Genomic DNA, 24,635 nt, shown 5'->3' on the forward strand with positions numbered 1-24,635 from the left:
TGCGTCAGGGCTGTGTTTCGGACAAGTGAGGACGGCGCCCGAGCACCCAGGCCAGCGCCACGTGCACCGGCAGCAGCAGCACGATCCACTGCACGTTGTACTGTGCCTGCAGGCTCAGCCAGTGCAGCACCAGCGCGGCCACTGCCTGTACCGCCAGCAGCCACAGCACGATCCTGAACATGCGGCCCGGCACGCGCCGGCGCAGCAGGGCGATCGCACCCGGCAGCAGCAGCACCGCCAGCGGCGAGAGCAGCAGCAGGTTGCGGTTGCCCAGGCGGCGTAGTGGATGCTGAAGCCCCACAGGAACACCAGCACGCCACCCAACAGGGCGCACAGCAGCCAGAACGGCAGTGCCAGCCCCGCCAGCAGGCGCGGGCGGTTGCGCAGCGCCAGCACGCCAGCGGCGATCACCAGGCCGCACAGCAGCCACGGCCACCAGCGGCGTGCGAACTCCTTCGGCTCCGGATCGATGCGGTGCGGCAGCAGCTCCTGTTCGGACTGCACCAGCGGACGCCCATCGCTGTTGCGTGCCTGGCGCAGCGCATCGGCCAGGCGCATCGGCACGAAGGCTTCCTGCCAGCGCGACAGCGGCTGGTCGGCGAACGGTCCGAGGCCTACATCGAAGCCCAGCCACATCCACGGTGCCGGCGACGCCAGGCGGACCGATTCACTGCGGTAGGTATTGCCACGCGAGCGCCCGGCGAGCTGCGACTGCAGGCCGCCACCCAATGCCTTGTCGAGGGTGTCGCGCACCATCGTGGCGCAGTTGGCGGTGTAGTAGTCGTAGTGGTAGCGCGCGTTTTCCGGCTTGGCCCGCTCGGCCAGATCTGCAGCCAGCGCACGTGCCTGGTCGGGGCGCAGGTCCAGCCACTGCACGTTGGCGCCGCGGCCGGTCTCGTCGTAGTACGACAGATCCTGCTGCAGCGGCAGCGCCACCAGGTAATACATCATGTCGCCGCGTGCGAAGCGGCTGATGAAATCGTCCTCGGACGGGTCGAAGTAGCCGAAGTTGTACGAAGTTGCCTCGCCGCTGACCGGATCAAGCACCACGATGGCGTCATGGCCGAAGCGTTCGAAGAACACCGTGCCGGGCTGCATGGTCACCACGCCGATGCGCGGGGCAGGAACCTCGGTGCTGGCGCTGGGTGCAGTTGGTGCAGTTGGTGCAGGCGTGGCTGCCGCCGGCTGCGCGAAGGCGGCCAGCGGCAGGGCCATGGCCAGCACGCACAGTGCCAGCCACACCATGAGGATCAGGCCGCGGCGCTTCAAGCGTCGTCCTGCGCGTCCGGCGGCAGCACGGTCACGTGGAAGGCCTGTACCCGGCGCGCATCGGCGCGGGCCACGCGGAACATGAAGCGGTCCAGCGCCAGCTCGTCACCGACTTCCGGCAGATGGCCCACGGCCTCGGTGACCAGGCCGCCGATGGTGTCGTAGTCCTCGTCGGAGAACGTCGCGCCGAAACGCTCGTTGAAGTCGCCGATCGGGGTCAGTGCGTCGACCACGTACTGCCCGTCGGACTGGATGGCGATCTGCGCCGAGGGATCTTCAGCCTCGTCATGCTCGTCGTCGATTTCGCCGACGATCTGTTCCAGCACGTCCTCGATGGTGACCAGGCCGGCGACACCGCCGTACTCGTCCACCACGATGGCCATGTGGTTGCGCGACAGGCGGAACTCCTTCAGCAGCACGTTGAGCTTCTTCGCCTCCGGGATCAGCACCGCCGGGCGCAGCAGCTCGCGCACGTTGGCCGGACCGTTGTCGGCAACCACGCCGCGCAGCAGGTCCTTGGCCAGCAGGATGCCAAGGATGTCGTCCTTGTTCTCGCCGTGCACCGGGAAGCGTGAATGGCCGGATTCGACCACCTGCTTCATCAGTTCCAGGAAGGGCGCTTCAACCGGCAGCGAGACCATCTGCGAGCGCGAAATCATCACGTCGCCCACGGTCAGCTCGGCCACCGAAATGGCGCCTTCCATCATCTTCAGGGTATCGGCGGCGATCAGACCCTCTTCCTGCGCGGTGTGCAGGACAGCGACCAGCTCGTCGCGGGTATGGGGTTCGCCGGAGAAGGCGGAGGTCAGGCGTTCAAGCCAGCCGCGCTTCTTTTCACTGTGCTCCGCAGGGGAGCTACTACTGTCGTCTTCTGACATCTCTGGAAAAAAGGCACCCGGCAGGCCGGGCGTTGGCCCAAGTCTAGCAGGATGTGACGGCCTGTCAGTGACTGCCGGTGGCCGGGGCAGGGGCGGTAGGGGCCGGCTCCTCCTCGGGCAGGTCCAGGCTGTAGGTGCAGCCGGCCAGAGTCTTGCCAGGGTGGGAGGCCACGGTGGAGACGCTGAGGATGATCGACTCGATCTGGGCCTCGCCGGTCTTCGGGTCGGTCACGTCGCGGCTGACCAGCTCGCGGCCGGCCATGAACTTGCCGTCCTGGTCGTAGGCGGTCTCCAGTGCCAGGCGCTTTGCCAGCGGGCGTGGGTCAGCCTGGTCGAGGACGGCCATGATGCTGGCGCCGGCCACCGCCACCCGCTCGGTCTGTTGCCCGAAGACGGTGATCGGGCTGGCCAGCCGGTACTCGCTCATGAACTGGTTGCCTTGCGGCAGCGGCTGCAGGCCCTGGGCCACGGCCTTCAGCGGATCGGCCAGCAGCGGCGCCAGCGCGGCCTGCTCGGCCACCCCCTGGCGGCATTCGATCAGGGCCGGCAGGTCAAGACTGGAGGCGAGGGCCGAAGGCACCGCAAAGGCACACAGCAGGGGCAGGCAGCAACGCAGGGACACGGGCAGGTTCCGCAGGCGGGCCGGACATCATAACGGTGACGGGGGCGGCTTCTCAGCCTTGCTGTTGCGGCTGCCGCGGGTCAGCAGGGCGCGTAGCCCCATCACCGGCAGGGTGAGCAGCACCGCCTGCATCGAAGCGTGGAGGACCGTGACCAATCCGCGGGCCGCCAACGGCAGCAGGCCCGATTGTTCGAACCAGGGCATCAGTGCCGGTTCGGCGGCCTTCGCCAGTGGCATGTACATCGCGCAGAGCGCGTACAACAGCCAGAGTGAGGCGGTTGACGCATGGAAGAACGGCAAGGTCGCCGCTGAGCGCCGCAGGCGCTGCTGGACCACCACGCGCCAGGCCACCGGCGCGGTGAGCGCGCCCATCAGCATCAGCAGCAGCGCGCTCGTCACCAGGCCCATCGTGGTGCTCATTCCGTGCCGCTGTTGCAGCAGCTGAGGCCCGATCACGCCGACCGCCAGACTGGCAATGACGCACGCCGGTGACAGCAGTGCCAGCGTGCGCAGCAGCCAGTGCTGCCCGCTGGGGTCGCGTGCACTGACACGGCGCACGGCATGCGCGCCCAGCACCAGGAGAGTGGCGAAAAGACCGGCAGCCACCATGATCGTCGTGAAACCGTACCCTGGGTTCATCCTTTTTCCTTCCGCGTCCTGGCCGGTGTTGAACAATAGCGCAGCGCATGGGCGGGCGTTCCGGCCCGGGCGCAGTCAAGGCGGATTCCAGCGCGTGGTCGCTGGGTACCAGCGCAGCCTGACCGGGTAGCCCAGCTGCACCTGCAGGTGGTCGCGTACGGCCGCCGCCGTCGCGCGGTTGGCTGGGGTATCCCGCAGCTCAACCTCCAGCTCTCCGGCCTTGACGTCCAGGCTATAGCCGAACAGGTCGGGCAGCTGGGCCAGCAGCCAGTCCCGCTGTGTGTGCAGGCGGCGCTGCATCTCCGCTTCGGTCATCGCGGCGCCGGTGATGTAGCGCACGCGTTGCGGGCCATCCGCCCCTGGATGTGTCTCATCGGCCTCGGCTGCGGCGCCTGTCAGTCGCACCACAACGTTCCAGCCCCTCGCATTGTCCACCCAGATGCCGGCCAGACGTGCCGCGTGCCGCGCTTCCAGGCGCTCGATCAGCGCCCGTTGCTGGGCAGTGGCGACGATATTGCGGGTGTCGCGCTCGCTGCTGCCGAAGAACGCCCGTAGTTCGGCGATCTTTGCGGCGATGTCGGCCTCGCTGTCGCTGGTGGGGAACGGTGAGGGACGGTCAGGATCGGGCATCAGGCCTGCCGCGGACTGCAGTAGCACGGCAAGCACAAGTGCGGCCAGGGTCATGCTGCGCTCCTCTTCCGTGAGTGCGTGGGTTCGGAACAGAACCCGGTGTCAGCGCTCGCCCGCGTAGGGATCGGCGATGCCGAGCTCGGCCAGGATGTCGCGCTCGAGCTGCTCCATCGCCTCGGCTTCCTTGTCATCCTCGTGGTCCCAGCCGAGCAGGTGCAGTACGCCGTGCACGGTCAGGTGCGCGTAGTGGGCGTTGAGCGCCTTGCCCTGCTCGTCGGCCTCCCGTGCCACCACCGGTGCGCAGATCACCAGGTCACCCAGCAGCGGGAACTTGACGCCCTTGGGCAGGCCTTCGGGCACTTCGGCCGGGAAGCTGAGCACGTTGGTCGCGTAGTCCTTGCCGCGGTAATGGCGGTTCAGCGACTGTCCTTCCTTGGCATCGACCACGCGGATGGCCAGATCGGCCTCGCGGATGCGGCCCTTCAGCGCGGCGGCCACCCACTTGCGGAAGCTCACTGCCGCCGGCAGGCCGGCACGTGGCAGGGCATAACTGACGGCGACGTCCAGTCGCACGGGGCCACGGGTCATGGAGTTGCTCCTGGTTGGATCTGATGCAGGTCGCGGCGGTCGTAGGCGCTCACGATGCGCGCGACCAGCGGGTGGCGGACCACGTCACGGGATTCGAAGAAGGTGAAGCTGACGCCCTCGACTTCACGCAGCACGTCGATGGCGTCGCGCAGGCCGGACTTCACGTGCTTGGGCAGGTCGGTCTGGGTCAGGTCACCGGTGACCACCGCAGTGGAGCCGTAACCCAGGCGGGTCAGGAACATCTTCATCTGCTCGATGGTGGTGTTCTGTGCCTCGTCCAGGATCACGAACGCATCGTTGAGCGTGCGGCCGCGCATGTAGGCCAGCGGCGCGATCTCGATGACGTTCTTCTCCAGCAGCTTGACCACCTTCTCCACGCCCATCATCTCGTACAGGGCGTCGTACAGCGGTCGCAGGTAGGGATCGACCTTCTGGCTCAGGTCGCCGGGCAGGAAGCCCAGCTTCTCGCCGGCCTCCACCGCCGGACGCACCAGGATCAGGCGCTGCACCCGCGATTCGTTCAGTGCTTCGACCGCGCTGGCCACGGCCAGGAAGGTCTTGCCGGTACCGGCCGGGCCGATGCCGAAGTTGATGTCGTGGGTGGCGATCTGGTGCAGGTAGCGGCCCTGGTTGGCGCCGCGGCCGCGCACCGTGCCGCGCTTGACCTTGATCGCCACGTCCTGCGCTTCATAGGAGCGCTCGGCGATCTGATCGACATTGGCCTGCGCCAGGCGCAGATGGATGGCGTGGTTGTCGAAGGTGGTTTCGGCGGCTTCGGCGTACAGCGCTTCAACCAGCTTCTGCGCCTCGACGATGGCCTCGTTGGGCCCGCTGATGCGGAACACGAAGCCACGATTGGCGATCTCCACGCCGAGCTTCAGCTCTATCTGGCGCAGATGGCCATCGAAGGGGCCGCACAGGTTGGCCAGCCGCTCGTTGTCTTCCGGCGACAGGGTGAAGTCTCGATGATCGATGCTTTTCATTGCTTGGGGTGGGGCGGACGCCTTCCACCGCAGTGTATTCAGGGAGGACAAGGGTAGCGCGCGTGCGGGGCACACGGCCAGCAGACGGTCGATACAGCGTTTTCCACACCCGGTGTGGACGGGGCGCGCGGAAACCTGTGGATAGACCTTCGCAATGCTTGTGCCACAAGGCCCATGAGGTCCTGGTGAAAAAAGCGTCATGGTCGCTCGTCGCTGCCGCAGCACTGCCGCGGGTGGCCTGCACGGGAGCATTCATCGTGATGGCAGTGCAGGTTTCGTTGCCGGGCGAGCAACAACGCCACGTCCTGCCGGATTTCCACAACGGTTGTGGAATGATGCCGAATCAACCTGTGGATAGGTGGTGCGGAGCCTTGCAGCAAAAGGCTTGCCCGCACGTGGTGAAAAAACCGTCAGGGCTGATCGGAATCATTGAGGGTGCACGGGGCACATGGCACCGTGTCGCCGTCGCTGGAGGGGATGGCATGGGCATCGGCAACGGGATGCGTGGAATCGGACTGGTGGGCATCGGCCTGCTGGCGGGGTGTGGGCAGTCAACGCCGACTGCGCTGGGAACGCTGGAGTGGGACCGGATCACGGTGCCGGCACCGGCGGCCGAAGTGATCGCTGCAGTGGAGGTGCGCGAAGGTCAGCCGGTCAAGGCGGGCACCGTGTTGATGCAGCTTGATCCCGCCCGTGGCGACGCGCAGTTCGCTGCCGCACAGGCCGATACGCTGCGCGCGCAGGCACAGCTGGAAGCGCTGGAGATCGGCCCGCGCAACGAACAGATTGCCCAGGCCCAGGCCCAGCTCGCCGCGCTTCGCGCCCAGGCCGTCGAAGCCAGCGCCTACTATCGCCGGGTGCAGCCGCTGGCACGCCAGCAGCTGGTCGCTGCTGCTGAACTGGACCGTGCGCGGGCCGCCGCCGGCAACGCCGAGGCCAGTGCGCGCGCGGCCGAGCAGGCTTGGCTGGAGCGGGTGCACGGCAGCCGTGCGCAGGACATCACCCAGGGCAAGGCCGCGGCCGATGCCGCGCGCGCGCAGCAGGTGGTGCAGGGCGTGAACCTGCAGAAGCTGCGGCTGCGTGCACCGCGCGATGGTGTGGTCGATGCCTTGCCCTACCGACAGGGCGACCAGGCGCCGATCGGTGCGCCGTTGGCGGTGATGCTGGTCGGTGAGCGTCCCTATGCGCGCGTCTACCTGCCGCAGCCGCTGCGCCTGCAGGTAAAGGTCGGTCAGGCCGCGCAGATACAGCTGGAGGGTCGGAGCACGGTGCTGAAGGGGCGCGTGCGATCGATCCGCAGCGAACCGTCGTTCACCCCGTACTACGCGCTGACCGGCGACGACGTCGAGCGCCTGAGCTACCTGGCTGAAATCGAAGTGACCGAAGCCACCGACATGCAGAAGCTGCCGGCCGGGCTGCCGGTGCAGGTGCGCTTCTGAACACCGGTGCGGACATCGCGGTGCATGCGCAGGGCCTGACCCGCCGCTTCGGCGATCTGCTGGCCGTGGACAATGTCGACCTGACCGTGCCGCGTGGGCAGGTCTATGGCTTCCTGGGCCCGAACGGGTCGGGCAAGTCGACCACCATCCGCATGCTGTGCGGCCTGCTTGAACCGAGCGCAGGGCAGATCGAGGTGCTGGGCTTGGCGGTTCCCGAGCAGGCCGAAGCGCTGCGCCGTCGCATCGGCTACATGACCCAGCGCTTCTCGCTGTACGAAGACCTGTCGGTACGCGAGAACCTGGAATTCCTCGCCGCCATCCAGGACCTGCCACGCGCGCAGGCCCGGCAGCGGGTCGACAGTTTGCTGCAGCAGTACCGGTTGCAGGACCGCCAACCACAACTGGCCGGCACGCTCAGTGGTGGGCAGAAGCAGCGCCTCGCCCTGGCGGGTGCCGTGGTGCATTCGCCCGAACTGCTGTTCCTGGACGAGCCGACCAGCGCCGTTGATCCCGAATCGCGCCGCGATTTCTGGGAGGCCCTGTTTGAACTTGCCGACGCCGGTACCACCGTGTTGGTATCGACCCACTACATGGACGAGGCCGAGCGCTGCCACCGGCTGGCGATCCTGGATCGTGGTGCGCTGGTCGCCGATGGCACGCCGGCCGAGCTGTGTGCACGGCTGGACGGCCGCACGTTGCAGGTCACGTCGGCGCAGCCGCGCCAGGCCAGCCGCGCATTGTCCGAGCTGCCCGGCGTGCTGAGCGTGGCGCAGATCGGTACCCAGCTGCGCGTGTTGTGCAGCGAGGGGGCCGCCGATACGCCAGCGTTGCGGCGCGCTCTGGTCAGCGCCGATCCGCAGGCCCGCATCGAGGCGGTGGCGCCGAACCTGGAAGACGTGTTCGTCGCTGCTACCCGCGGGCGAGGCCGGGAGCCGGCGGCATGAACCTGCGCCGGCTGTGGGCGATCATGCTCAAGGAGCTGCGGCAGCTGCGCCGCGACCGCATCACGCTGGCGATGATCGTCGGCATTCCGGTGATGCAGCTGCTGCTGTTCGGCTATGCGATCAATCTCAACCTGCGCCACCTCGACGCCGGTGTCGCCGACCAGGCCAACAGTGCCGCCTCGCGCGCGGTGGTGCAGGACATGGTCGCCACCGGCGTGATCACGCCGCGCAGCGAAGCCTATACGCCCGACCAGCTGATGCAGGCGCTGCGCCGTGGCGAGATCAGTGTCGGCATCGTGGTGCCAGCCGACTTCGAACGTCGCCGCTTCGACGGTCGCGAAGCGGTGCAGGTACTGGTCGATGGCAGCGACACCGTGGTGCAGAGCGCAGCGATCCAGCTGGCGCAGGTGCCGCTGGATACGCGCCCGACCAGCAACACCCGTCCCCTGCGCGAAGGCAGCATCGCCAGTGGTCCTGTCAGCGTGACCAGCTTCTACAACCCGCAGCGGCGCTCGGCGGTGAACATCGTGCCGGGCCTGATCGGGGTGATCCTGACCATGACCCTGGTGATGTTCACGGCGGTGGCGGTGGTGCGCGAACGCGAGCGCGGCAACATGGAACTGCTGATCGCCACGCCGGTGTCGCGCAGCGAACTGATGGTCGGCAAAGTGCTGCCCTATGCAGCCATCGGCCTGCTGCAGACCACCCTGGTGCTGGTGCTGGGCACCTGGCTGTTCCAGGTGCCGATCCGCGGCAGCCTGCTGGACATCTATCTGGCCGCGGTGCTGCTGGTGCTTGCCAACCTGGCGCTGGGCCTGCTGATCTCCACGCGCGCGCGCTCGCAGTTCCAGGCGATGCAGATGACGCTGTTCCTGTTCCTGCCGTCGATCCTGCTGTCGGGCTTCATGTTCCCGTTCGCGGGCATGCCGCGGCCGGTGCAATGGCTGGCCGAAGTGCTGCCGCTGACCCACTTCCTGCGCCTGGTGCGCGGCATCATGCTGCGCGGCGCCTCGCTGTGGGAGCTGTGGCACGACGCGCTGGCGCTGCTGGCCTTCATCGTGGTGATGATGACGTTGGCGATCCTGCGTTTCCGCAAACGATTGGATTAATGCATGCCGACCAACGGTCGGCATCCACAACTACCCCGGCAGGTGCCGACCGTTGGTCGGCACACCTTATTCCGCCACCACCCGCGCGCGCAGCGAATTGGTCAGCGCTTCGGTGATCACCACGTCCACGAACTGGCCGATCAGGCGTGCCGGCGCCGGGAAGTTCACCGAACGCATGTTCTCGGTCTTGCCGGTCAGCTCGTTCGGGTTCTTGCGCGAGGGCCCTTCCACCAGCACGGTCTGCACGGTGCCGACCATCTTCTGGGAAATGCCGGCGGCATGCGCATTGATGCGCTCCTGAAGGCGCGACAGGCGCGCGTGCTTCTCGGCATCGCTGATGGTGTCCTCCAGGTCCGCGGCCGGGGTGCCCGGGCGACGCGAATAGATGAAGGAGAAGCTGTGGTCGAAGCCGATGTCCTCGATCAGCTTCATGGTCTTCTCGAAATCGGCATCGGTCTCGCCGGGGAAGCCGACGATGAAGTCCGAGCTGATCGAGATGTCCGGGCGCACCGCGCGCAGCTTGCGGATCTTCGACTTGAATTCCAGCGCGGTGTAACCACGCTTCATCGCCGACAGCACGCGGTCGCTGCCGGCCTGCACCGGCAGATGCAGGAAGTTGGCCAGCTGCGGGACGTCGCGGAACGCGTCGATCAGCGAGTCGCTGAATTCCAGCGGGTGCGAGGTGGTGAAGCGGATGCGGCCGACCCCATCGATCTCGGCGATGGTACGGATCAGCAGGCCGAGGTCGGCGAACTCGCCGTCGCCATAGGGACCACGATAGGCGTTGACGTTCTGGCCGAGCAGGTTGATCTCGCGCACGCCCTGTGCAGCCAACTGCGCCACCTCCACCACTACGTCCTCGAACGGGCGGCTGACTTCGGTGCCGCGGGTGTAGGGCACCACGCAGAACGAGCAGTATTTGGAACAGCCTTCCATGATCGACACGAACGCCGAAGCGCCTTCGGCGCGCGGTTCCGGCAGGCGGTCGAACTTCTCGATCTCGGGGAAGCTGATGTCTACCTGCGGACGCTTCTGCTCACGCCGGGCGCGGATCAGCTCCGGCAGGCGGTGCAGGGTCTGCGGGCCGAACACCAGGTCGACGAACGGCGCGCGCTTGATGATCGCTTCGCCTTCCTGCGAGGCGACGCAGCCGCCCACGCCGATGATGACCTCGCGGCCTTTGTTCTTCAGGCCCTTCCACACGCCCAGCTGGCTGAACACCTTCTCCTGCGCTTTTTCGCGGATGGAGCAGGTGTTGACCAGGATGACGTCGGCGTCGTCCGGGCTGTCGGTCAGTTCCAGGCCATCGCTGGCGGCAAGCACGTCGGCCATCTTCGCCGAGTCGTACTCGTTCATCTGGCAACCGTGGGTCTTGATGTACAGCTTGCCCTTGACCTGGTCGGGCTTGCGCGGACCGGCGGGCAGGGCAACGAGCGGGGTACCGCCCGGCGTGGCGGGCGGAAAGACGTCTGGCGTCCCGGTCATGGCGCTTAATCCATTCGGGTGGCGGGAAAGCCGGCAATTCTACCCGCATCCCGCGCCACCCGCCGCGCCCTTTGTAGCGCCGAGCCCACGCTCGGCTGGTTTCAGTAGAGCCAGGCCATGCCTGGCTGCCCCAGGGGAAGCGGGAAGAGCAGCCGAGCGTGGGCTCGACTCTACAAAGGAAGCCCAGCCGGCGCCTTACGCCGCCACCAGCTCCGCATCGATCTGCCGCGAACGGTCGAACGCGGTCATCGCGCTCATCCGTGCGATGTAGTCAGCCGTGGCTGCTGCAGGCTGTACCAGGCCAAAGGCCGTGGTCCAGCCCAGCGCATTGCCCCACAGCACATCGGCGGCGCTCATGACCTCGCCGAGCAGGTACGGGCCCTGCGCCAGCTGGGCCTCGACCACCTGCAGCACGGTCTCCGCATCGTTGTACGGCGACAACAGGCGCGGCGGCGGCTCGCGATGCATCGCCTTGTCGATCATCGCCGGCTCGAAACAGGCGCCGTAGAAGGCCATCCAGCGCAGGTAAGGGCCGCGCAGGGCATCGCCGATCGGCGGGGCCAGCCCGGCTTCCGGGTACAGGTCGGCCAGGTACAGGTAGATCGCCACCTGCTCGGTCACCAGCGCGCCGTTGTGGACGATGGCCGGCACCTTGCCCATCGGGTTGATGGCCAGGTAGGCCGGGGCCAGGTTGGCGCCGGCCTTCAGGTCCAGCACCTGCATGTGGTAGTCGGCACCCAGCGCTTCGAGCAGGGCCACCGCGCCGCTCGAGCGGGAACGGGCGGCGTGGTACAGGGTGATCCGGCGTGAATTCATGGCATTGCTCCTTGCGGTGGGTGGTGAACTGGAGGTCATCCTGAGGCACTATTGCGGACGACTTCTGTCCTCGATCCTTCATGCGCCATACCGCCCATCGACTGCTGCGCCTGATCGCCCTGCTGCAGGCCCGCCGCCAGTGGTCCGGGGCCGAGCTCGCCGAGCGCATGGGCGTGGACCGGCGCAGCATCCGCCGTGATGTCGAGCGACTGCGTGAACTGGGCTATCCGGTCCAGGCCTCGTCCGGGGTCGGTGGCGGCTACCAGCTGGGGGCGGGGGCACCGGTACTGCCGATGCTGCTGGATGAGGAGGAGGCGACCACCCTGGCGATCGCCCTGCGTGCCGCGTCCGCGACCGTCGCTGGCATCGACGACACCGCGCGCGGTCTGTTGTCCAAGCTCGACCCGCTGGTACCGACCCGTCGCCGGCAGCAGGCTGGCGAAGTGCATGCAGCGACGGCCACCTTGTCCGACCTTCCGTCCACCGACGCACGCCTGCTCGGACGGCTGGCCCAGCACTGCCGGCAGGCGTCCCGGCTGGCCTTCGAGTACCGCAGCGCGCAGGAGGCGGTGACCCAGCGCGAGGTCGAGGCCCAGCACCTGGTCAATTACGGGCGGCGCTGGTACCTGCTGGCCTGGGATCTGGGCCGGCAGGACTGGCGCACACTGCGCGTGGACCGGATGGGCGCGCTACGCGAGTGCTCCGAGCCGGGTATGCACCGGCGCACGCCGGCGCCGCCGGATGTGATGGTGCGGCAGGCGGTCAGCCAGGCGCCGTTCGCGCTGCAGGCCATCCTCCGCCTGGCCGGCAGTCATTCCGAGCTGGAAGGCCGCATCCCGCCATGGTGTGGAGTACTGGAAGCGGATGGCTCCGATCACTGCCTGCTGCGCATGGGCGCCGAGAGCCGCGGCATGATGCTGGCGCAGATTCTCAGCCTGGACCGCATACCTGTGGCGCTTTGGACCACCCCGCCGGGCCTGCGCGACGAGCTGGCACAGCGGCTGGCGGGCCTCGGCCAGCTGCTGGCTGTGCCGCCGGTCACAGGCTGAGCCACATCGCTTGGCAAGCCCAGGCGAAGCTGGGACACTCGCCGCCATGAAGGGGATACTGGGGACAACGGCGATCATCATCGCTGCGCTGACCGCTGCGCCGGCCAGCGCTGGAACCCTGTACAAGTGCCAGGGCGCTGACGGCGTCACCAGCTATGTGAGCAAGCGGGTGGCTGGCGCGCGCTGCAGCACCATCAGCTACAGCCGGGACACCCGCCCGGCACCGCGTCCGGTAGTGGCCGCACCCAGGCCAGCGCCGACCACGGTTGCCAGCATCGAACGCAACCCGGTTGCCGTTGCCGCCAGCGCGGCAACGCCGGCAACGGTTGCGCCTGCACCCGCGCCCGCAGCTGCTCCGGCACAGCCGGCCGCCTCGCGCGCCGGGCGCATGGTCAGCGGCCAGGTCTATTCCTTCATGAAGGACGGCGTGCGGCACTACACCAGTGCGCGCCCGACCCAGGTCGCCAACCTCGGCCCGGTGCGGACCATCCGCTACAGCTTCATGGAGCGCTGCTACGCGTGCGGGGTCAATCCACGCGTGGACTTCGGCACCGTGCGCCTGAACACCTCGGCCTTCCAGACCGAGATCACCTCGGCCGCGCGCGAGTTCGGCGTGGAAGAGGCGGTGGTGCGGGCCATCATCCACGCCGAGTCGGCCTACAACCCGACCGCGCTCAGTCGCGCTGGTGCGCAGGGCCTGATGCAGCTGATGCCGCCAACCGCAGCGCGCTTCGGGGTCAGTGACTCCTACGATGCCGGGCAGAACATCCGCGGCGGCGTACAGTATCTTGCGTGGTTGTTGAAGCGCTTCAATGGCGATCTGACCCTTGCCGCAGCCGGCTACAACGCTGGCGAAGGCGCGGTCGACCGCCACGGTGGCGTGCCGCCCTACAGCGAGACCCAGTACTACGTGCGGCGGGTCGGCCAGCTGGCCGAGCGTTACCGCACCGCCCTGAGTCACCAGTAGGTGCCAACCTTTGGTCGGCGCACCCTTGAATGTCAGGTGCCGACTGTTGGTCGGCACGCCCTTGAACTGGTAGGTGCCGACTGTCAGTCGGCACTCCTTGCAAAGAGCGTTGTGTGGCGCGCGACGGTTCCGCTACACTCGACCGTGATTCAATGCGGCTCTGGCCCCCACCGGATCCGCTGGCAGCCTTAAAGCTACCTAATCAATATCGGAGTGCCGGATGGCCAACGATGGGGTACACGATCCAGTCAACACCGGACGTCGGCGTTTTCTTTCTGCCACCACAGCCGTGGTGGGCGCCGTCGGCGTCGGATTCACCGCAGTTCCTTTCATCAAATCCTGGAACCCCAGTGCCCGCGCCAAGCTTGCCGGCGCACCGGTGGTGGCCGACATCAGCGCCCTGCAGGAAGGCCAACGCCTGATCGTGGAATGGCGTGGCCAGCCTATCTGGATCGTCAAACGGTCCAAGGCGATCCTCGATGCGCTGCACGGGCTGGACGGCCGTCTCAAGGACCCCGAGTCCGGCGAGAAGGACCAGCAGCCGGAGTACGTGCTGAAGCAGAACCCCGAGCTGCGCTCGATCAAGCCGGATATCTCCGTGCTGGTCGGCCTGTGCACGCACCTGGGCTGCTCGCCGGAAATGGTCGCCGAGATCCGGCCTGAGCCCTACGACCCGCAGTGGAAGGGCGGCTACTTCTGCCCCTGCCACAAGTCGCGCTTCGACATGTCCGGTCGTGTCTTCAAGGACGTGCCGGCGCCGATCAACCTGAAGGTGCCCGCGCACCACTACCAGGACGACAACACCATCATCATCGGTGTCGATCCGCAGGGGGCTGCCTGATGGCCAATATCCTCAGCCGTACCGCCAGCGGCGTGGCCGACTGGGTCAACGCGCGCGCGCCCGGCCTGATGCCGGTCTACCGCAAGCACGTCAGCGAATACTACGCGCCGAAGAACTTCAACATCTGGTACTACTTCGGTTCGCTGGCGCTGCTGGTGCTGGTCAACCAGATCGTCACCGGCATCTTCCTGACGATGCACTACAAGACCAACGCCGCCGAGGCGTTCGGCTCCATCGAATACATCATGCGTGATGTGGAGTGGGGCTGGCTGATCCGCTACATGCACTCCACCGGTGCCTCGCTGTTCTTCATCGTGGTCTACCTGCACATGTTCCGTGGCCTGCTGTACGGCAGCTACCAGAAGCCGCGCGAGCTGGTGTGGATCCTGGGCATGCTGATCTACCTGGTGTTGATGGCCGAAGCCTTCATGGGCTACGTGCTGCCGTGGGGCCAGATGTCGTTCTGGGGCGCCAAGGTGATCATCTCGCTGTTCGGCGCGATACCGGTGATCGGCAACGGCCTGACCGAATGGATCATGGGCGACTACCTGCCCAGTGACGCCACGCTCAACCGCTTCTTCGCACTGCACGTCATCGCCCTGCCGCTGGTGCTGCTGTTGCTGGTGGTGCTGCACCTGGGTGCGCTGCATGAAGTGGGGTCGAACAACCCGGACGGCGTGGAGATCAAGAAGGGGCCCAAGGGCAACCGCTGGTCGCCGAACGCACCGGCCGACGGCATTCCGTTCCACCCGTACTACACGCTCAAGGATGGTGTCGGCGCCGGCTTCCTGCTGATCATCGCCGCCTTCATCATCTTCTTCGCGCCGGGTTTCGGCGGCCTGTTCCTGGAGCACGACAACTTCACCGAGGCCAACCGTCTGGTGACCCCGGAACACATCAAACCGGTCTGGTACTACACGCCGTACTACGCGATGTTGCGCGTGGTACCGAACAAGCTGGGCGGCGTGCTGGTGATGTTCTCGGCCATCGCGATCCTGTTCCTGGTGCCGTGGCTGGACAAGGCGAAGGTGAAATCGGTGCGCTACCGCGGCTGGATCTCGAAGGTGATGCTGGGCGTGCTGGCGGTGTGCTTCGTGTGGCTGGGCGTGATCGGTTCCGGCCCCGGCACCGACGTGCACGAGACCTACATCGGGCGGGTGCTGACCTTCCTGTACTTCGCGTTCTTCATCACCATGCCGCTATGGACACGATTGGACAGGACCAAGCCGGTACCGGAGAGGGTGACCACCCATGACTGAACGCTGGATGGTCCGGCTGGCCCTGACGGCCGCCCTGATGCTGGGCAGTTTCCTGGCCTCCGCCGCCGAGGGCGGCACCAAGCTGCTGCAGGCCGGCAACGACCTCGGAGACCGCGCTTCGCTGCAGCGCGGCGCGCAGCTGTACATGAACTACTGCTCCGGCTGCCACGCGCTGAAATACCTGCGCTATTCGCGGATGGCGCAGGACCTGGGCCTGACCGAAGAGGAGGTGATGAACAACCTCAACTTCACCGGCTCGGCGATCGGCGATCCGATCCCGGTGGCGATGCCCAAGGAGAACGCAGAGAAGTGGTTCGGCAAGATGCCACCGGACCTCAGCCTGATTGCGCGTGTGCGCGGCAGTGACTGGGTCTACACCTACCTCAAGTCGTTCTACCTGGACAGCAGCCGGCCGCTGGGCTGGAACAACGCGCTGTTCGCCAACGCGTCCATGCCCAACCCGCTGTGGGAAATGCAGGGCCTGCAGCATGCCGTGCATGGCAAGCCGGAGGCGCCGGGCATGGATCCGCCGGTGAGCGGACTGCGCCTGGAAACGCCAGGCAACGTCGATGCTGGACAGTACGACCAGGCAGTGCGTGACATCACCAACTTCCTCGAATATGCCGGCGAACCGGCCGCGCTCAAGCGCCAGCAGCTGGGCGTGTGGGTGATCCTGTTCCTGGCCCTGCTGACCTTCCTGCTGTATCTGTTGAAGAAGGAATACTGGAAGGACGTTCACTGAATCTGCCGCCGGCCATTGCACGGGCCTATTGGCTTTTGTGATGGTCGGTTGCACACTCGGGGAGGAGTCGATCGCCGGCACGGTGCCGGCGGCGCCGATGCGGCAGGCGGTCTCCTGTCGTGGGAGAGCCTTTGATGGCGGCGAGCGTACGCATGCGCAATACACTGACGCTGTTTTCCTCGAACGACGATGTACTGTGCCACCGTGTACGCCTGGTCCTGGCGGCCAAGGGTGTGACCTTCGACTTCGTTCCGGTCGATCCACAGAACCCGCCTGAAGACCTGATCGACCTCAATCCGTACCACTCGGTGCCGACCCTGGTCGAACGCGAACTGGTGCTTTACGCCGCGTCGGTGGTCAGCGAATACCTCGACGAGCGCTACCCGCATCCGCCGCTGATGCCGGTCGATCCGCTCTCGCGTGCGCGCATCCGCCTGGCCATGCTGCGCATCGAGCACGACTGGGTGCCGCAGGTGCAGGCCATCCAGCTGGGCAACAAGACCCAGGCCGAGGCCGGCCGCAAGCGCCTGAAGGAACTGCTGACCGCCTCGCTGCCGCTGTTCAAGGCCAGCAAGTTCTTCCTCAACCCGGAAATGAGCCTGGCCGACTGCGCGATGGCGCCGATCATCTGGCGCCTGCAGTCGCTGGATGTGCCGCTGCCGAAGGACGGCAAGGCCATTGAAGACTACGGCAACCGCATCTTCCGCCATCCGGGCTTTGTCCGCAGCCTGACCGACCAGGAAAAGAAGCTGCGCGATCTGCCGGGCTGATCCTGCCTCGCCTTACCCGTCTGCACGCCGACCGGCGTGCAGGCGATCCGCCCCGGCAGGGCGCCGGGCGCGTACACTTCACGCATGACCGAAGACTTCTTCCACATGACCAGCCACCGCCCGTACCTGCTGCGGGCGCTGGTGGAATGGATCAACGACAACCAGCTGACCCCGCACATCCTGGTCGACGCCGGCGTCCCCGGCGTGCAGGTGCCGCCTTCGGCGATCAAGGATGGCCGGGTTGTGCTCAACATCGCCGAACGTGCTGTCGTGCGGCTGATGATCGACAACGAGATGGTGAGCTTCTCGGCGCGCTTCTCCGGTACCAGCTACCCCGTGCAGGTGCCGATCAGCGCCGTGCTGGCCGTCTACGCCCGCGAGACCGGGCAGGGCATGGCGCTGCCGGATGACATTCCGGGCAGCGAAACCGCTCCGACCAGCGACGAGCTGCTGCACGAGGAAAGCACGCCGCCGGACGATACGCCGCCGGCCAGTCCGCCGCCGAAGGGGCGCCCGAACCTGCGCGTGGTCAAGTAATGTCTCCGACGCCGCCCCGATGGGCGGCGTTTTCCTTTGCAGGATTCACCGGTGGGTGCCGGAATTGTGTGGGTGCCGACCGTTGGTCGGCACACCTTCAGTGCTTACACATCCTCGGCATCGTCCACGTCCGCGCGGATCTGGCTGATCCGCGCTGCGCCCGGGCCGGTAAATGAGATCAGCTGGTCGCCGCGCAGCACCATGCGGCCCACGTGGCGATCGATGCCATCGTAGGAATACTCGAACTTGAAGGTGCGCTCGAAACCGAGCCGGCCATCCTCGCCGCGCGACAGGCGCAGGCCGGTGGCGTGCACCGCCTGGTCCAGCCATTGCACGTCGGCTGCGCGGCAGGCATTGCGTCCCAGCTCGACCGCGCGCTCGGCGGCCGAACGCGCCGCGTTCCAGAAGAAATAGATGATTCCGCCGGCAATCAGCAACAGCAGCAGGGTGGGCATGGCGTCAGCCGTCAGAGGTCGATCCCGCAAAGATGGCGGCGAACGCGCGCTGGATCAAGCGCTGCATTCACCGCCGCGGCTGCGGTTCGCTGGACACCGGTTGCGCGGGCACGACGACCGGCTGCGGCGCAGGCGCGGGCTGCATCGGCGTCGCAGTGGGCGAGGGCATCACCAGCGGTGACGTGGCGGTCAGTTGCAGCAGCGCTGCCCAGTCCTGGCGGTTGAAGCTGCATTCGTCCTCTCGGCCCGGCGTGCAGCCGGGGTCGATGCCGGTGCTGTTGCGTTCGCGTGCCGGAGGCAGCTTGATCAGCCCCGTACGATCCAGCTGCAGCAACCGCATCGCCACCGTGTTCATCACATTGCCGCCCACCAGGTACAGGGTCTGGTCGCCCCCGAGATTTGCCGCCACCACCACTTCGCAATGTGACTTCCAGTGGCCCACCGAGCCGTTGCCCAGCGCCTGCACCAACCCGCTGTAGCTGAGCGTGCTGCTGCGGTCGCGCAGGAAGCACAGCAGGTCACCCGGTGCGGGCTTTGTGGTCGCAGGATCGACCAACCGGTACGGCACGCCCGAGGGGCCGCTCTGGTACGCGGCACGGATGTAGTCGATGTGGCGTGGCGAGGTGTTGAAGCCGGGAACGCCGGACTGCACCATCACCCAGGAAATGAACGCGGCCGACCACGGGTTGTCGACCAGGAAGGCGCGGCAGTCGCTGTCGGTGTAGCGCGTGCCCAGCGGTGTCAGGCAGCTGCTGGCGCCCGCGATGCTGCCCATCGCGTTGAGCGTGCCGCTGTTGCGCCAGTAGCCGGCCACGCGCTGCCAGGCGATCAGCCCGTTGTCGGCCAGGTGATCGCTTTCGGCCTCGGTGACACTGAGGCTGGCGGCGCGGCCATCACGATCAATGAAGGGCCGGAACCACAGCCGGTGCTCGTTGCAGGTGGTATTGCGGATGGCCACCGCCAATGGGCTCAGGCCGAAACGTGGTGGCACATCGCAGGCTTCGGCCGCCGCTGCGGACAAGGGGGCCGCGGCCAGCAGCAGGCAGGCAGGCAAGAGCATCCGGCGCATGCGCGGCTCCTGTGGGGGGTGCCCGCAGCGTCGCAGAGGCGGCCGTAGCCGAGCCGTGAAGGCGTGTCGAGCCGGGCCCATGCCCGGCTCATCGCGCGAAGCGCGTGCAGGGCGCGCCGCACATCGATAAGCAGCCGAGCGGAGGCTCGGCTCTACAAGTCCTGCCGGCCTCAACCCGGCGGCGGGCCCAGCTTCAGCGACAGATCGATGGCCTGCACATGCTTGGTCAGGCCGCCGATGGAGATGCAGTCGACGCCATCCTCGGCGATCGAGCGCAGGCCGCCCAGGCCCACGCTGCCGGACACTTCCAGCGGAATGCGGCCGGCCGTGATACGCACCGCCTCGCGGCGCAGGTCTGGGCTGAAGTCATCCAGCAGAATGCGTTCGCAACCGGCTTCCAGCGCCTGGCGCAGCTGCGCCAGGTCCTCCACCTCGACCACCAGCGGCAGCGCGGGCCATTGCCGCCGCGCGGCAGCCACCGCCGCGGCCAGCGAACCGGCGGCACGGATGTGGTTTTCCTTCAGCATCACCGTGTCGTACAGGCCGAAGCGGTGGTTCTCGCCGCCGCCGCAGCGCACGGCGTACTTCTGCGCCAGGCGCAGGCCGGGCAGGGTCTTGCGGGTATCGAGGATGCGCGTGCCGGTGCCGGCCACAGCGGCCACGTAGCGGGCCGTGGTGGTGGCGGTGCCGGACAGCGTCTGCAGGAAGTTCAGCGAAGTGCGCTCGGCGCTGACCAGGCTGCGGCTGCGCCCGTGCAGCACGGCCAGCACGGTGCCTGCGGTGACGGCGTCGCCTTCGGAAACCTGCCATTCGATACGCACGTCCGGGTCGAGTGCGCGGTGGGTGGCATCGAACCAGGGGCGGCCGGCAATCACCCCGTCCTGCTTGCACAGCAGGTAAGCGCTGTCGGCCTGGTCGGGCAGCAGAGCGGCGGTGACGTCACCGCTGCCCAGGTCCTCGGCCAGCGCACGCGCGACATCGGCGGCGACAACGGCCGCATCCGGCGTCGGCAGCGTGCTCATGCGGCCGGGAAGTCGGCGATCTGAGCGGTGGGGATGGCTTCTTCGGCCAGCAGCACCGGGATGCCGTCGTCAACGCGGAACACCTGCTTGCGGTCGCGGGTGACCAGCGCCTCGCGCAGCGGCTGCGCCAGCGGGTTGCCATCGGCCTTGTTCACCGCGCCGGCGGAGATGGCCTTGTTGAGGGCTTCCAGGCCCTTGCCATCCAGCAGGGACAGGGGCTGGCGGGTGTCCGGTGACACCAGCAGGTCGAGCAGCTTGCGATCCATGGTTCTTCGTCTTGCGTGGAAGATGGCTAGAATACGTCTTTAAGGCAGGTGACGGCCAATGACCCCCAACCCGATCGCGCCGCTTGTCGGCATCGTCATGGGTTCCCGTTCCGACTGGGAAACCATGCAGCACGCCGCCCAGAAGCTTGAAGCCCTGGGTGTTCCGTTCGAAGTGAAGGTGGTGTCCGCGCATCGGACGCCGGATGTGTTGTTCAGTTACGCCGAGCAGGCGGGCCCGCGTGGCCTGCGCGCGATCATCGCCGGTGCCGGTGGGGCCGCGCACCTGCCGGGCATGATCGCCGCCAAGACCGCCGTGCCGGTGCTGGGCGTGCCGGTGCAGTCCAAGGCCCTCAACGGCATGGATTCGCTGCTGTCGATCGTGCAGATGCCGGCCGGCATTCCGGTTGCCACCTTCGCCATCGGCAATGCCGGCGCCTCCAACGCAGCGCTGTTCGCCGCTGCGATGCTGGCCAGCGACCAGCCGGCGATCGGCCAGGCGCTCGACGCTTTCCGTGCGCGCCAGACCGAAGACGTGATGGCCCACGACGATCCGCGCCAATGAGCCTGACCGTCGGCATCCTGGGCGGCGGCCAGCTCGCCCGCATGATGGTTCTGGCTGGTGCGCCGCTGGGATTGCGCTTCGAACTGTACGACCCGGCAGCCGACGCCTGCAGCGGCCCGCTGGCGCCGCTCACCGTCGGTGCCTTCGATGACCGCCAGGCGCTGGCGGATTTCGCCGCCAAGGTCGACGTGGTCACCTTCGATTTCGAGAACGTGCCGGCCGACAGTGCCCAGTTCCTGGCCGATCGCGTGCCGGTCTACCCGCCGCCGGCCGCGCTGGCGGTGGCCCAGGACCGGTTGAGCGAGAAGACCCTGTTCCAGCAGTTGGGCATCCCGCTGCCGGCCTTCGCTGACATCCGCAGCCGTGACGAGCTGGCTGCGAAGGCTGTCGAGTTCGGCCTGCCGTGCATCCTCAAGACCCGCCGCCTTGGCTACGACGGCAAGGGCCAGTTCCGCCTGCGCAGCGAGGCCGACATCGACGCCGCGTGGGATGCGCTGGGTGCGCAGGTCGAGCGTACCGGGCTGATCCTGGAGGGCTTCGTTGCCTTCCAGCGCGAGGTCAGCGTGGTCGCCGTGCGCGGCCGCGATGGCAGCTTCGAGGCCTGGCCGGTCACCGGCAACTGGCATGTCGACGGCGTGCTGTCTGCCAGCGTGGCACCGGCGGTGCTGTCCGACGCCGAGCAGCAGGCCGCGATCGGCTATGCCCGTCGCGTCGCCGAGCATCTGCAGTACGTCGGCGTGTTCGCGCTGGAGCTGTTCTGCCGCGATGGCGAACTGCTGGCCAACGAGATGGCGCCGCGGGTGCACAACTCCGGCCACTGGACCATCGAAGGCAGCGAGACCTCGCAGTTCGAGAACCATCTGCGTGCCGTGCTGGACCTGCCGCTGGGCAGCACCCGCATGCTCGGTCATGCCTGCATGCTGAACTGGCTGGGCGCGATGCCCGACCCGGCACCGGTACTGGCCCAGGCCAGCGGCCACTGGCATGACTACGGCAAGGAAGCGCGCGCGGGCCGCAAGGTCGGCCATGCCACCCTGCGTGACGATGATGCCGCTGCACTCGCCGATGCGCTGGACCAGGTTGGCCTGGAGCTGGACCGCCAGGCCCAGGTGGCGCCGGCGGTACACGCGCTGCGCAACCGCTGAGCCGGTAGTGCCGGCCGCTGGCCGGCAATGCAACGATGTGGCGCGCCGGTGCAGGCATTGGCGCAACATTTCCGGTGGTAGCGTGGAGCTCCTTTCACAGGAGTCACCCCCATGCTCGACTGGAATGCCTATCGCAAGGAACTGAAGGGCCGCATCGGCGAGATCGGCAAGCTCTCGCCGGACACGGTCAAGGGCTACGCCACCCTGGCCAACGCCGGCGCCCAGACCAACCACCTGGATGCCAAGACCCGCGAGCTGATCGCGTTGGCGGTGGCAGTCACGACCCGCTGTGACGGCTGCATCACCGTGCACGTGGACGCGGCGCTGAAGCATGGCGCCAGCCGCGAGGAAATCGCCGAGGCGCTCGGTGTGGCGGTGTCGCTCAATGCCGGCGCTGCGCTGGTGTATTCAGCGCGGGTGATGGACGCGGTGGCCGCGCACGAGAGCGCGTGAAGCTTCATCTGTAGAGCCGAGCCCATGCTCGGCTGCTGTCCGGCCAGCCGAGCATGGGCTCGGCTCTACAGGGCGTCAGCGCAGCTGGCTCTCGGCGAATTCCCAGTTGACCATCTGCCAGAACGCGTCCAGGTAACGTGCGCGGTCATTCTGGTAGTCGGTGTAGTACGCGTGCTCCCAGACGTCGCAGCACAGCAGCGGGGTGCTTTCACCGGTCATTGGCGTGCCGGCATTGCGGGTGGCCTGCAGGCCCAGCTGGCCGCCGGGGTGCTGCACCAGCCATACCCAGCCGGAGCCGAACAGGCCCAGCGCGGTGCGGTTGAACTCCTCGCGCAGGCGCTGCACGTCGCCGAACTGCCGCTTCACCTGCTCGCCCAACCGCCCTTGGGGCTCACCGCCACCGCGCGGGCGCAGGCACTGCCAGTAGAAGCCGTGGTTCCAGGCCTGGGCAGCGGCATCGAACAGCGTGCCCTGGGCATGGCGGACGATCTCCTCCAGCGACGCTTCCTCCCACTCGGTGCCGAGGATGCCAGCGTTGACGGCATCCACATAGGCGCGATGGTGGCGGCCGTGATGCAGTTCCACGGTCTGTGCGGACAGGTGCGGCTGCAGGGAGCCGGGAAGATAGGGCAGGGCAGGCAATTCGACAGGCATGGACAGGTTCGTGGCCAGGGGGCGGCGGCAGCCGGTTCCATCCGCTTACAATGGCGGCTACCGTGGGCAGTCTAGCCGACCATCACGGTCGGTTTGTCCGGCGAAGCAAGGAGTGAGGTTGTGGCGGTAATGCAGCAAATCCAGGCCGAGGTCGATCGTTACCCGCTCGTGCTGTTCATGAAGGGTACCCCGCAATACCCGATGTGCGGCTTCTCCAGCCGCGCCGTACAGGCGTTGATGGCCGCCGGCGCCGTCACCCTGCGCACCGTCAACGTGCTGGAAGAACCCGAGATCCGCGCCAACCTGCCGCGATTCTCCAACCTGCCGACATTCCCGCAGCTGTTCATCAACGGCGAGTTGATTGGCGGCTGCGACATCGTGCTGGAGCTGTTCGAAGCCGGCGAGCTCAAGCGCATCGTCGAAGAGGCGACCCAGGGATGAGTGCCTGGCCATCGACGTCACCGACCGACGGGGCGCTCGATGGCCGCCCGTTGCAGGATCGCGTGGTGCTGGTTGCCGGCGCCGGTGGCGGATTGGGCAGTGCAGCGGCAGTGGCCGCTGCGGCCGCCGGGGCCACTGTAGTCCTGCTGGGCCGCAAGCCGCGTCGCCTGGACCGTGTCTATGCCCAGGTCCAGGCTGTCGGACCGGAACCCCTGCTGTACCCGCTGGACCTGGAAGGCGCAGGCCCCGATGACTATGCCGAGCTGGCCCAGGCCCTGCAGCGCGAGCTGGGGCGGCTGGACGGCCTGCTGGTCTGTGCCGCTCACTTCCCGGGCCTGACCCCGTTCGAACTGGCCGACCCGGCCAGCTTCGCCCGTGCCATCCATGTCACCCTGACTGCGCCCGCCTGGTTGGCCCAGGCCTGCCTGCCGCTGCTGCGGCAGTGCGAAGACGCGGCGCTGGTGTTTGCAGTGGATGCGCCCGAACGGGTCGGGCAGGCCTATTGGGGTGGGTATGGTGTCGCCCAGCATGGTCTGCGCGGGCTGATCACCAGCCTGCACGACGAACTCGGCCGCAGCCCGGTACGGGTCAGTGGCCTGTACCCCGGCCCGCTGCGCACGGCGCTGCGCGCCCGTGCCTATTCCGTCGACCAGGACCCGGCCGCCCAAGGCCCGGAGGCCGCCGCTGCTGTGGCCGTGACTCTGCTGTCCAGCGCAGGGCATGCCTGGCGGGGCCGGATTCTCGACGCCAGTGAGGCACCCCTGTCGGAGTGAGGCCGGGGGGAAGACGGAGTGAAGAACCCGTCACGATTGCGTTGCGATCCGGTGCCGTCTGTCGCACAACCGTCACATTGATGGCGTAGCGTGTTAATCTAGTGTTAACCGTTATGGCTGCCTTCAGCCAGGCGGTAGGGAACCCCAGATAACTCTCCGACCAGCCACCCGCAGGGCTGTTTGGATGCGCTTTTTTTCCGCCATCGCCAACTCGCATCGAGGCTACCG

Annotated in this window: 28 protein-coding genes and 1 pseudogene; 15 read left to right on the plus strand and 14 right to left on the minus strand. The window is 67.4% G+C overall.

What is annotated here, in order from left to right; all coding sequences use genetic code 11:
• Positions 1–4: 4 nt before the first annotated feature.
• From FQS62_RS07655 to FQS62_RS07685, 7 genes and pseudogenes are all read right to left on the minus strand, one after another.
• Positions 5–1,269: pseudogene (locus tag FQS62_RS07655) on the minus strand (DUF4105 domain-containing protein).
• Positions 1,266–2,147, minus strand: a complete 882-nt coding sequence (locus FQS62_RS07660; RefSeq protein WP_005408827.1) for a CorC family transporter — start codon at positions 2,145–2,147, stop codon at positions 1,266–1,268. Before FQS62_RS07660 ends, FQS62_RS07655 begins: the two are co-directional and overlap by 4 nt.
• Positions 2,148–2,211: 64 nt before the next feature.
• On the minus strand, positions 2,212–2,769 hold the full coding sequence (locus tag FQS62_RS07665) for a hypothetical protein (protein ID WP_049446457.1): 558 nt from the start codon (positions 2,767–2,769) through the stop codon (positions 2,212–2,214).
• 27 nt (positions 2,770–2,796) lie between these two features.
• A complete protein-coding gene (locus FQS62_RS07670; RefSeq protein WP_226053652.1) occupies positions 2,797–3,444 on the minus strand; it encodes a hypothetical protein in 648 nt (215 codons plus the stop codon).
• A gap of 39 nt (positions 3,445–3,483) precedes the next feature.
• Positions 3,484–4,092, minus strand: coding sequence for a hypothetical protein (locus FQS62_RS07675; protein WP_049446460.1), 609 nt, complete (start codon positions 4,090–4,092; stop codon positions 3,484–3,486).
• A gap of 48 nt (positions 4,093–4,140) precedes the next feature.
• The gene (gene ybeY, locus FQS62_RS07680; RefSeq protein WP_019659039.1) at positions 4,141–4,626 is read right to left on the minus strand and encodes an rRNA maturation RNase YbeY; all 486 of its coding nucleotides are present in this window, start codon (positions 4,624–4,626) and stop codon (positions 4,141–4,143) included.
• Positions 4,623–5,609 (minus strand): PhoH family protein, encoded by a 987-nt coding sequence (locus FQS62_RS07685; protein WP_057500244.1) that lies wholly within the window; start codon positions 5,607–5,609, stop codon positions 4,623–4,625. Before FQS62_RS07685 ends, ybeY begins: the two co-directional genes overlap by 4 nt.
• Before the next feature lie 482 nt (positions 5,610–6,091).
• On the opposite strand from FQS62_RS07685, the gene FQS62_RS07690 reads away from it, so the two are divergent.
• From FQS62_RS07690 to FQS62_RS07700, 3 genes are read left to right on the plus strand one after another with little or no spacing between them, the layout of a single operon-like run.
• A complete protein-coding gene (locus tag FQS62_RS07690; RefSeq protein ID WP_099590245.1) occupies positions 6,092–7,048 on the plus strand; it encodes an HlyD family secretion protein in 957 nt (318 codons plus the stop codon).
• 20 nt (positions 7,049–7,068) lie between these two features.
• A complete protein-coding gene (locus tag FQS62_RS07695) occupies positions 7,069–7,992 on the plus strand; it encodes an ABC transporter ATP-binding protein (protein WP_208043582.1) in 924 nt (307 codons plus the stop codon).
• Positions 7,989–9,101: an ABC transporter permease gene (locus tag FQS62_RS07700; protein ID WP_154348760.1), complete on the plus strand. Its 1,113-nt coding sequence runs from the start codon at positions 7,989–7,991 to the stop codon at positions 9,099–9,101. The genes FQS62_RS07695 and FQS62_RS07700 overlap by 4 nt, the downstream gene beginning before the upstream one ends.
• 66 nt (positions 9,102–9,167) lie before the next feature.
• Here FQS62_RS07700 and miaB read toward each other — a convergent pair whose 3' ends face one another.
• On the minus strand, positions 9,168–10,586 hold the full coding sequence (miaB, locus tag FQS62_RS07705; RefSeq protein WP_049446467.1) for a tRNA (N6-isopentenyl adenosine(37)-C2)-methylthiotransferase MiaB: 1,419 nt from the start codon (positions 10,584–10,586) through the stop codon (positions 9,168–9,170).
• A 195-nt stretch (positions 10,587–10,781) separates the two neighbouring features.
• Positions 10,782–11,402 carry a glutathione S-transferase family protein gene (locus tag FQS62_RS07710; protein WP_208043355.1) on the minus strand — a complete coding sequence of 207 codons (621 nt, stop codon included), beginning with the start codon at positions 11,400–11,402 and terminating at the stop codon, positions 10,782–10,784.
• An 80-nt stretch (positions 11,403–11,482) separates the two neighbouring features.
• Between FQS62_RS07710 and FQS62_RS07715 the strand changes: the two genes are divergently transcribed.
• The 7 genes from FQS62_RS07715 to FQS62_RS07745 all read left to right on the plus strand — a co-directional run bounded on the left by FQS62_RS07715 (position 11,483) and on the right by FQS62_RS07745 (position 17,567).
• Positions 11,483–12,451 (plus strand): helix-turn-helix transcriptional regulator, encoded by a 969-nt coding sequence (locus tag FQS62_RS07715; protein WP_208043356.1) that lies wholly within the window; start codon positions 11,483–11,485, stop codon positions 12,449–12,451.
• Positions 12,452–12,497: 46 nt separating this feature from the next.
• Positions 12,498–13,418 (plus strand): lytic transglycosylase domain-containing protein, encoded by a 921-nt coding sequence (locus FQS62_RS07720; RefSeq protein WP_049446472.1) that lies wholly within the window; start codon positions 12,498–12,500, stop codon positions 13,416–13,418.
• A gap of 220 nt (positions 13,419–13,638) precedes the next feature.
• A complete protein-coding gene (gene petA / locus FQS62_RS07725; RefSeq protein ID WP_010486121.1) occupies positions 13,639–14,259 on the plus strand; it encodes a ubiquinol-cytochrome c reductase iron-sulfur subunit in 621 nt (206 codons plus the stop codon).
• Positions 14,259–15,518, plus strand: coding sequence for a cytochrome b (locus FQS62_RS07730; RefSeq protein WP_032128877.1), 1,260 nt, complete (start codon positions 14,259–14,261; stop codon positions 15,516–15,518). Before petA ends, FQS62_RS07730 begins: the two co-directional genes overlap by 1 nt.
• Positions 15,511–16,260: a cytochrome c1 gene (locus FQS62_RS07735; RefSeq protein ID WP_208043357.1), complete on the plus strand. Its 750-nt coding sequence runs from the start codon at positions 15,511–15,513 to the stop codon at positions 16,258–16,260. Before FQS62_RS07730 ends, FQS62_RS07735 begins: the two co-directional genes overlap by 8 nt.
• Before the next feature lie 134 nt (positions 16,261–16,394).
• Positions 16,395–17,030, plus strand: a complete 636-nt coding sequence (locus tag FQS62_RS07740) for a glutathione S-transferase N-terminal domain-containing protein (protein ID WP_032128879.1) — start codon at positions 16,395–16,397, stop codon at positions 17,028–17,030.
• An 84-nt stretch (positions 17,031–17,114) separates the two neighbouring features.
• Positions 17,115–17,567: a ClpXP protease specificity-enhancing factor gene (locus FQS62_RS07745; RefSeq protein WP_208043358.1), complete on the plus strand. Its 453-nt coding sequence runs from the start codon at positions 17,115–17,117 to the stop codon at positions 17,565–17,567.
• A 104-nt stretch (positions 17,568–17,671) separates the two neighbouring features.
• Here FQS62_RS07745 and FQS62_RS07750 read toward each other — a convergent pair whose 3' ends face one another.
• The 4 genes from FQS62_RS07750 to FQS62_RS07765 form a co-directional block, all read right to left on the minus strand.
• On the minus strand, positions 17,672–18,022 hold the full coding sequence (locus tag FQS62_RS07750; RefSeq protein ID WP_005408844.1) for a DUF3301 domain-containing protein: 351 nt from the start codon (positions 18,020–18,022) through the stop codon (positions 17,672–17,674).
• A 67-nt stretch (positions 18,023–18,089) separates the two neighbouring features.
• Positions 18,090–19,091, minus strand: a complete 1,002-nt coding sequence (locus tag FQS62_RS07755; protein ID WP_208043359.1) for a DUF2272 domain-containing protein — start codon at positions 19,089–19,091, stop codon at positions 18,090–18,092.
• Between the two features lie 170 nt (positions 19,092–19,261).
• Positions 19,262–20,113: a carboxylating nicotinate-nucleotide diphosphorylase gene (nadC, locus tag FQS62_RS07760; RefSeq protein WP_088481072.1), complete on the minus strand. Its 852-nt coding sequence runs from the start codon at positions 20,111–20,113 to the stop codon at positions 19,262–19,264.
• A complete protein-coding gene (locus tag FQS62_RS07765; protein ID WP_005408847.1) occupies positions 20,110–20,379 on the minus strand; it encodes a Trm112 family protein in 270 nt (89 codons plus the stop codon). The genes nadC and FQS62_RS07765 overlap by 4 nt, the downstream gene beginning before the upstream one ends.
• Before the next feature lie 58 nt (positions 20,380–20,437).
• Between FQS62_RS07765 and purE the strand changes: the two genes are divergently transcribed.
• The 3 genes from purE to FQS62_RS07780 all read left to right on the plus strand — a co-directional run bounded on the left by purE (position 20,438) and on the right by FQS62_RS07780 (position 22,539).
• Positions 20,438–20,941 (plus strand): 5-(carboxyamino)imidazole ribonucleotide mutase, encoded by a 504-nt coding sequence (gene purE / locus FQS62_RS07770; RefSeq protein WP_005412808.1) that lies wholly within the window; start codon positions 20,438–20,440, stop codon positions 20,939–20,941.
• Positions 20,938–22,086: a 5-(carboxyamino)imidazole ribonucleotide synthase gene (locus tag FQS62_RS07775; RefSeq protein WP_049446480.1), complete on the plus strand. Its 1,149-nt coding sequence runs from the start codon at positions 20,938–20,940 to the stop codon at positions 22,084–22,086. Before purE ends, FQS62_RS07775 begins: the two co-directional genes overlap by 4 nt.
• A 111-nt stretch (positions 22,087–22,197) precedes the next feature.
• On the plus strand, positions 22,198–22,539 hold the full coding sequence (locus tag FQS62_RS07780) for a carboxymuconolactone decarboxylase family protein (protein WP_004152082.1): 342 nt from the start codon (positions 22,198–22,200) through the stop codon (positions 22,537–22,539).
• Positions 22,540–22,614: 75 nt separating this feature from the next.
• Here FQS62_RS07780 and FQS62_RS07785 read toward each other — a convergent pair whose 3' ends face one another.
• Complete coding sequence (locus FQS62_RS07785; RefSeq protein WP_100442730.1) at positions 22,615–23,193, minus strand: superoxide dismutase; 579 nt, start codon at positions 23,191–23,193, stop codon at positions 22,615–22,617.
• Between the two features lie 120 nt (positions 23,194–23,313).
• Here FQS62_RS07785 and grxD point away from each other — a divergent pair, with 120 nt between their 5' ends.
• Both grxD and FQS62_RS07795 read left to right on the plus strand, forming a co-directional pair.
• A complete protein-coding gene (gene grxD / locus FQS62_RS07790) occupies positions 23,314–23,634 on the plus strand; it encodes a Grx4 family monothiol glutaredoxin (protein ID WP_005408852.1) in 321 nt (106 codons plus the stop codon).
• The gene (locus FQS62_RS07795; RefSeq protein WP_208043730.1) at positions 23,631–24,407 is read left to right on the plus strand and encodes an SDR family NAD(P)-dependent oxidoreductase; all 777 of its coding nucleotides are present in this window, start codon (positions 23,631–23,633) and stop codon (positions 24,405–24,407) included. Before grxD ends, FQS62_RS07795 begins: the two co-directional genes overlap by 4 nt.
• The last annotated feature ends 228 nt before the right edge of the window (positions 24,408–24,635 follow it).

It is taken from the genome of Stenotrophomonas sp. SBJS02, assembly GCF_020428325.2.
Classification (GTDB): domain Bacteria; phylum Pseudomonadota; class Gammaproteobacteria; order Xanthomonadales; family Xanthomonadaceae; genus Stenotrophomonas; species Stenotrophomonas africana.

Excerpts from the sequence above, each read along its gene's own strand:
- FQS62_RS07660 (WP_005408827.1), bottom strand. The coding sequence starts at position 2,147 with ATGTCAGAAGACGACAGTAGTAGCTCCCCTGCGGAGCACAGTGAAAAG.
- FQS62_RS07675 (WP_049446460.1), bottom strand. The coding sequence starts at position 4,092 with ATGACCCTGGCCGCACTTGTGCTTGCCGTGCTACTGCAGTCCGCGGCA.
- ybeY (WP_019659039.1), bottom strand. The coding sequence starts at position 4,626 with ATGACCCGTGGCCCCGTGCGACTGGACGTCGCCGTCAGTTATGCCCTG.
- FQS62_RS07685 (WP_057500244.1), bottom strand. The coding sequence starts at position 5,609 with ATGAAAAGCATCGATCATCGAGACTTCACCCTGTCGCCGGAAGACAAC.
- FQS62_RS07690 (WP_099590245.1), top strand. The coding sequence starts at position 6,092 with ATGGGCATCGGCAACGGGATGCGTGGAATCGGACTGGTGGGCATCGGC.
- FQS62_RS07700 (WP_154348760.1), top strand. The coding sequence starts at position 7,989 with ATGAACCTGCGCCGGCTGTGGGCGATCATGCTCAAGGAGCTGCGGCAG.
- miaB (WP_049446467.1), bottom strand. The coding sequence starts at position 10,586 with ATGACCGGGACGCCAGACGTCTTTCCGCCCGCCACGCCGGGCGGTACC.
- FQS62_RS07710 (WP_208043355.1), bottom strand. The coding sequence starts at position 11,402 with ATGAATTCACGCCGGATCACCCTGTACCACGCCGCCCGTTCCCGCTCG.
- FQS62_RS07715 (WP_208043356.1), top strand. The coding sequence starts at position 11,483 with ATGCGCCATACCGCCCATCGACTGCTGCGCCTGATCGCCCTGCTGCAG.
- FQS62_RS07720 (WP_049446472.1), top strand. The coding sequence starts at position 12,498 with ATGAAGGGGATACTGGGGACAACGGCGATCATCATCGCTGCGCTGACC.
- petA (WP_010486121.1), top strand. The coding sequence starts at position 13,639 with ATGGCCAACGATGGGGTACACGATCCAGTCAACACCGGACGTCGGCGT.
- FQS62_RS07730 (WP_032128877.1), top strand. The coding sequence starts at position 14,259 with ATGGCCAATATCCTCAGCCGTACCGCCAGCGGCGTGGCCGACTGGGTC.
- FQS62_RS07735 (WP_208043357.1), top strand. The coding sequence starts at position 15,511 with ATGACTGAACGCTGGATGGTCCGGCTGGCCCTGACGGCCGCCCTGATG.
- FQS62_RS07740 (WP_032128879.1), top strand. The coding sequence starts at position 16,395 with ATGGCGGCGAGCGTACGCATGCGCAATACACTGACGCTGTTTTCCTCG.
- FQS62_RS07745 (WP_208043358.1), top strand. The coding sequence starts at position 17,115 with ATGACCGAAGACTTCTTCCACATGACCAGCCACCGCCCGTACCTGCTG.
- FQS62_RS07750 (WP_005408844.1), bottom strand. The coding sequence starts at position 18,022 with ATGCCCACCCTGCTGCTGTTGCTGATTGCCGGCGGAATCATCTATTTC.
- FQS62_RS07755 (WP_208043359.1), bottom strand. The coding sequence starts at position 19,091 with ATGCGCCGGATGCTCTTGCCTGCCTGCCTGCTGCTGGCCGCGGCCCCC.
- nadC (WP_088481072.1), bottom strand. The coding sequence starts at position 20,113 with ATGAGCACGCTGCCGACGCCGGATGCGGCCGTTGTCGCCGCCGATGTC.
- FQS62_RS07765 (WP_005408847.1), bottom strand. The coding sequence starts at position 20,379 with ATGGATCGCAAGCTGCTCGACCTGCTGGTGTCACCGGACACCCGCCAG.
- purE (WP_005412808.1), top strand. The coding sequence starts at position 20,438 with ATGACCCCCAACCCGATCGCGCCGCTTGTCGGCATCGTCATGGGTTCC.
- FQS62_RS07775 (WP_049446480.1), top strand. The coding sequence starts at position 20,938 with ATGAGCCTGACCGTCGGCATCCTGGGCGGCGGCCAGCTCGCCCGCATG.
- FQS62_RS07780 (WP_004152082.1), top strand. The coding sequence starts at position 22,198 with ATGCTCGACTGGAATGCCTATCGCAAGGAACTGAAGGGCCGCATCGGC.
- FQS62_RS07785 (WP_100442730.1), bottom strand. The coding sequence starts at position 23,193 with ATGCCTGTCGAATTGCCTGCCCTGCCCTATCTTCCCGGCTCCCTGCAG.
- FQS62_RS07795 (WP_208043730.1), top strand. The coding sequence starts at position 23,631 with ATGAGTGCCTGGCCATCGACGTCACCGACCGACGGGGCGCTCGATGGC.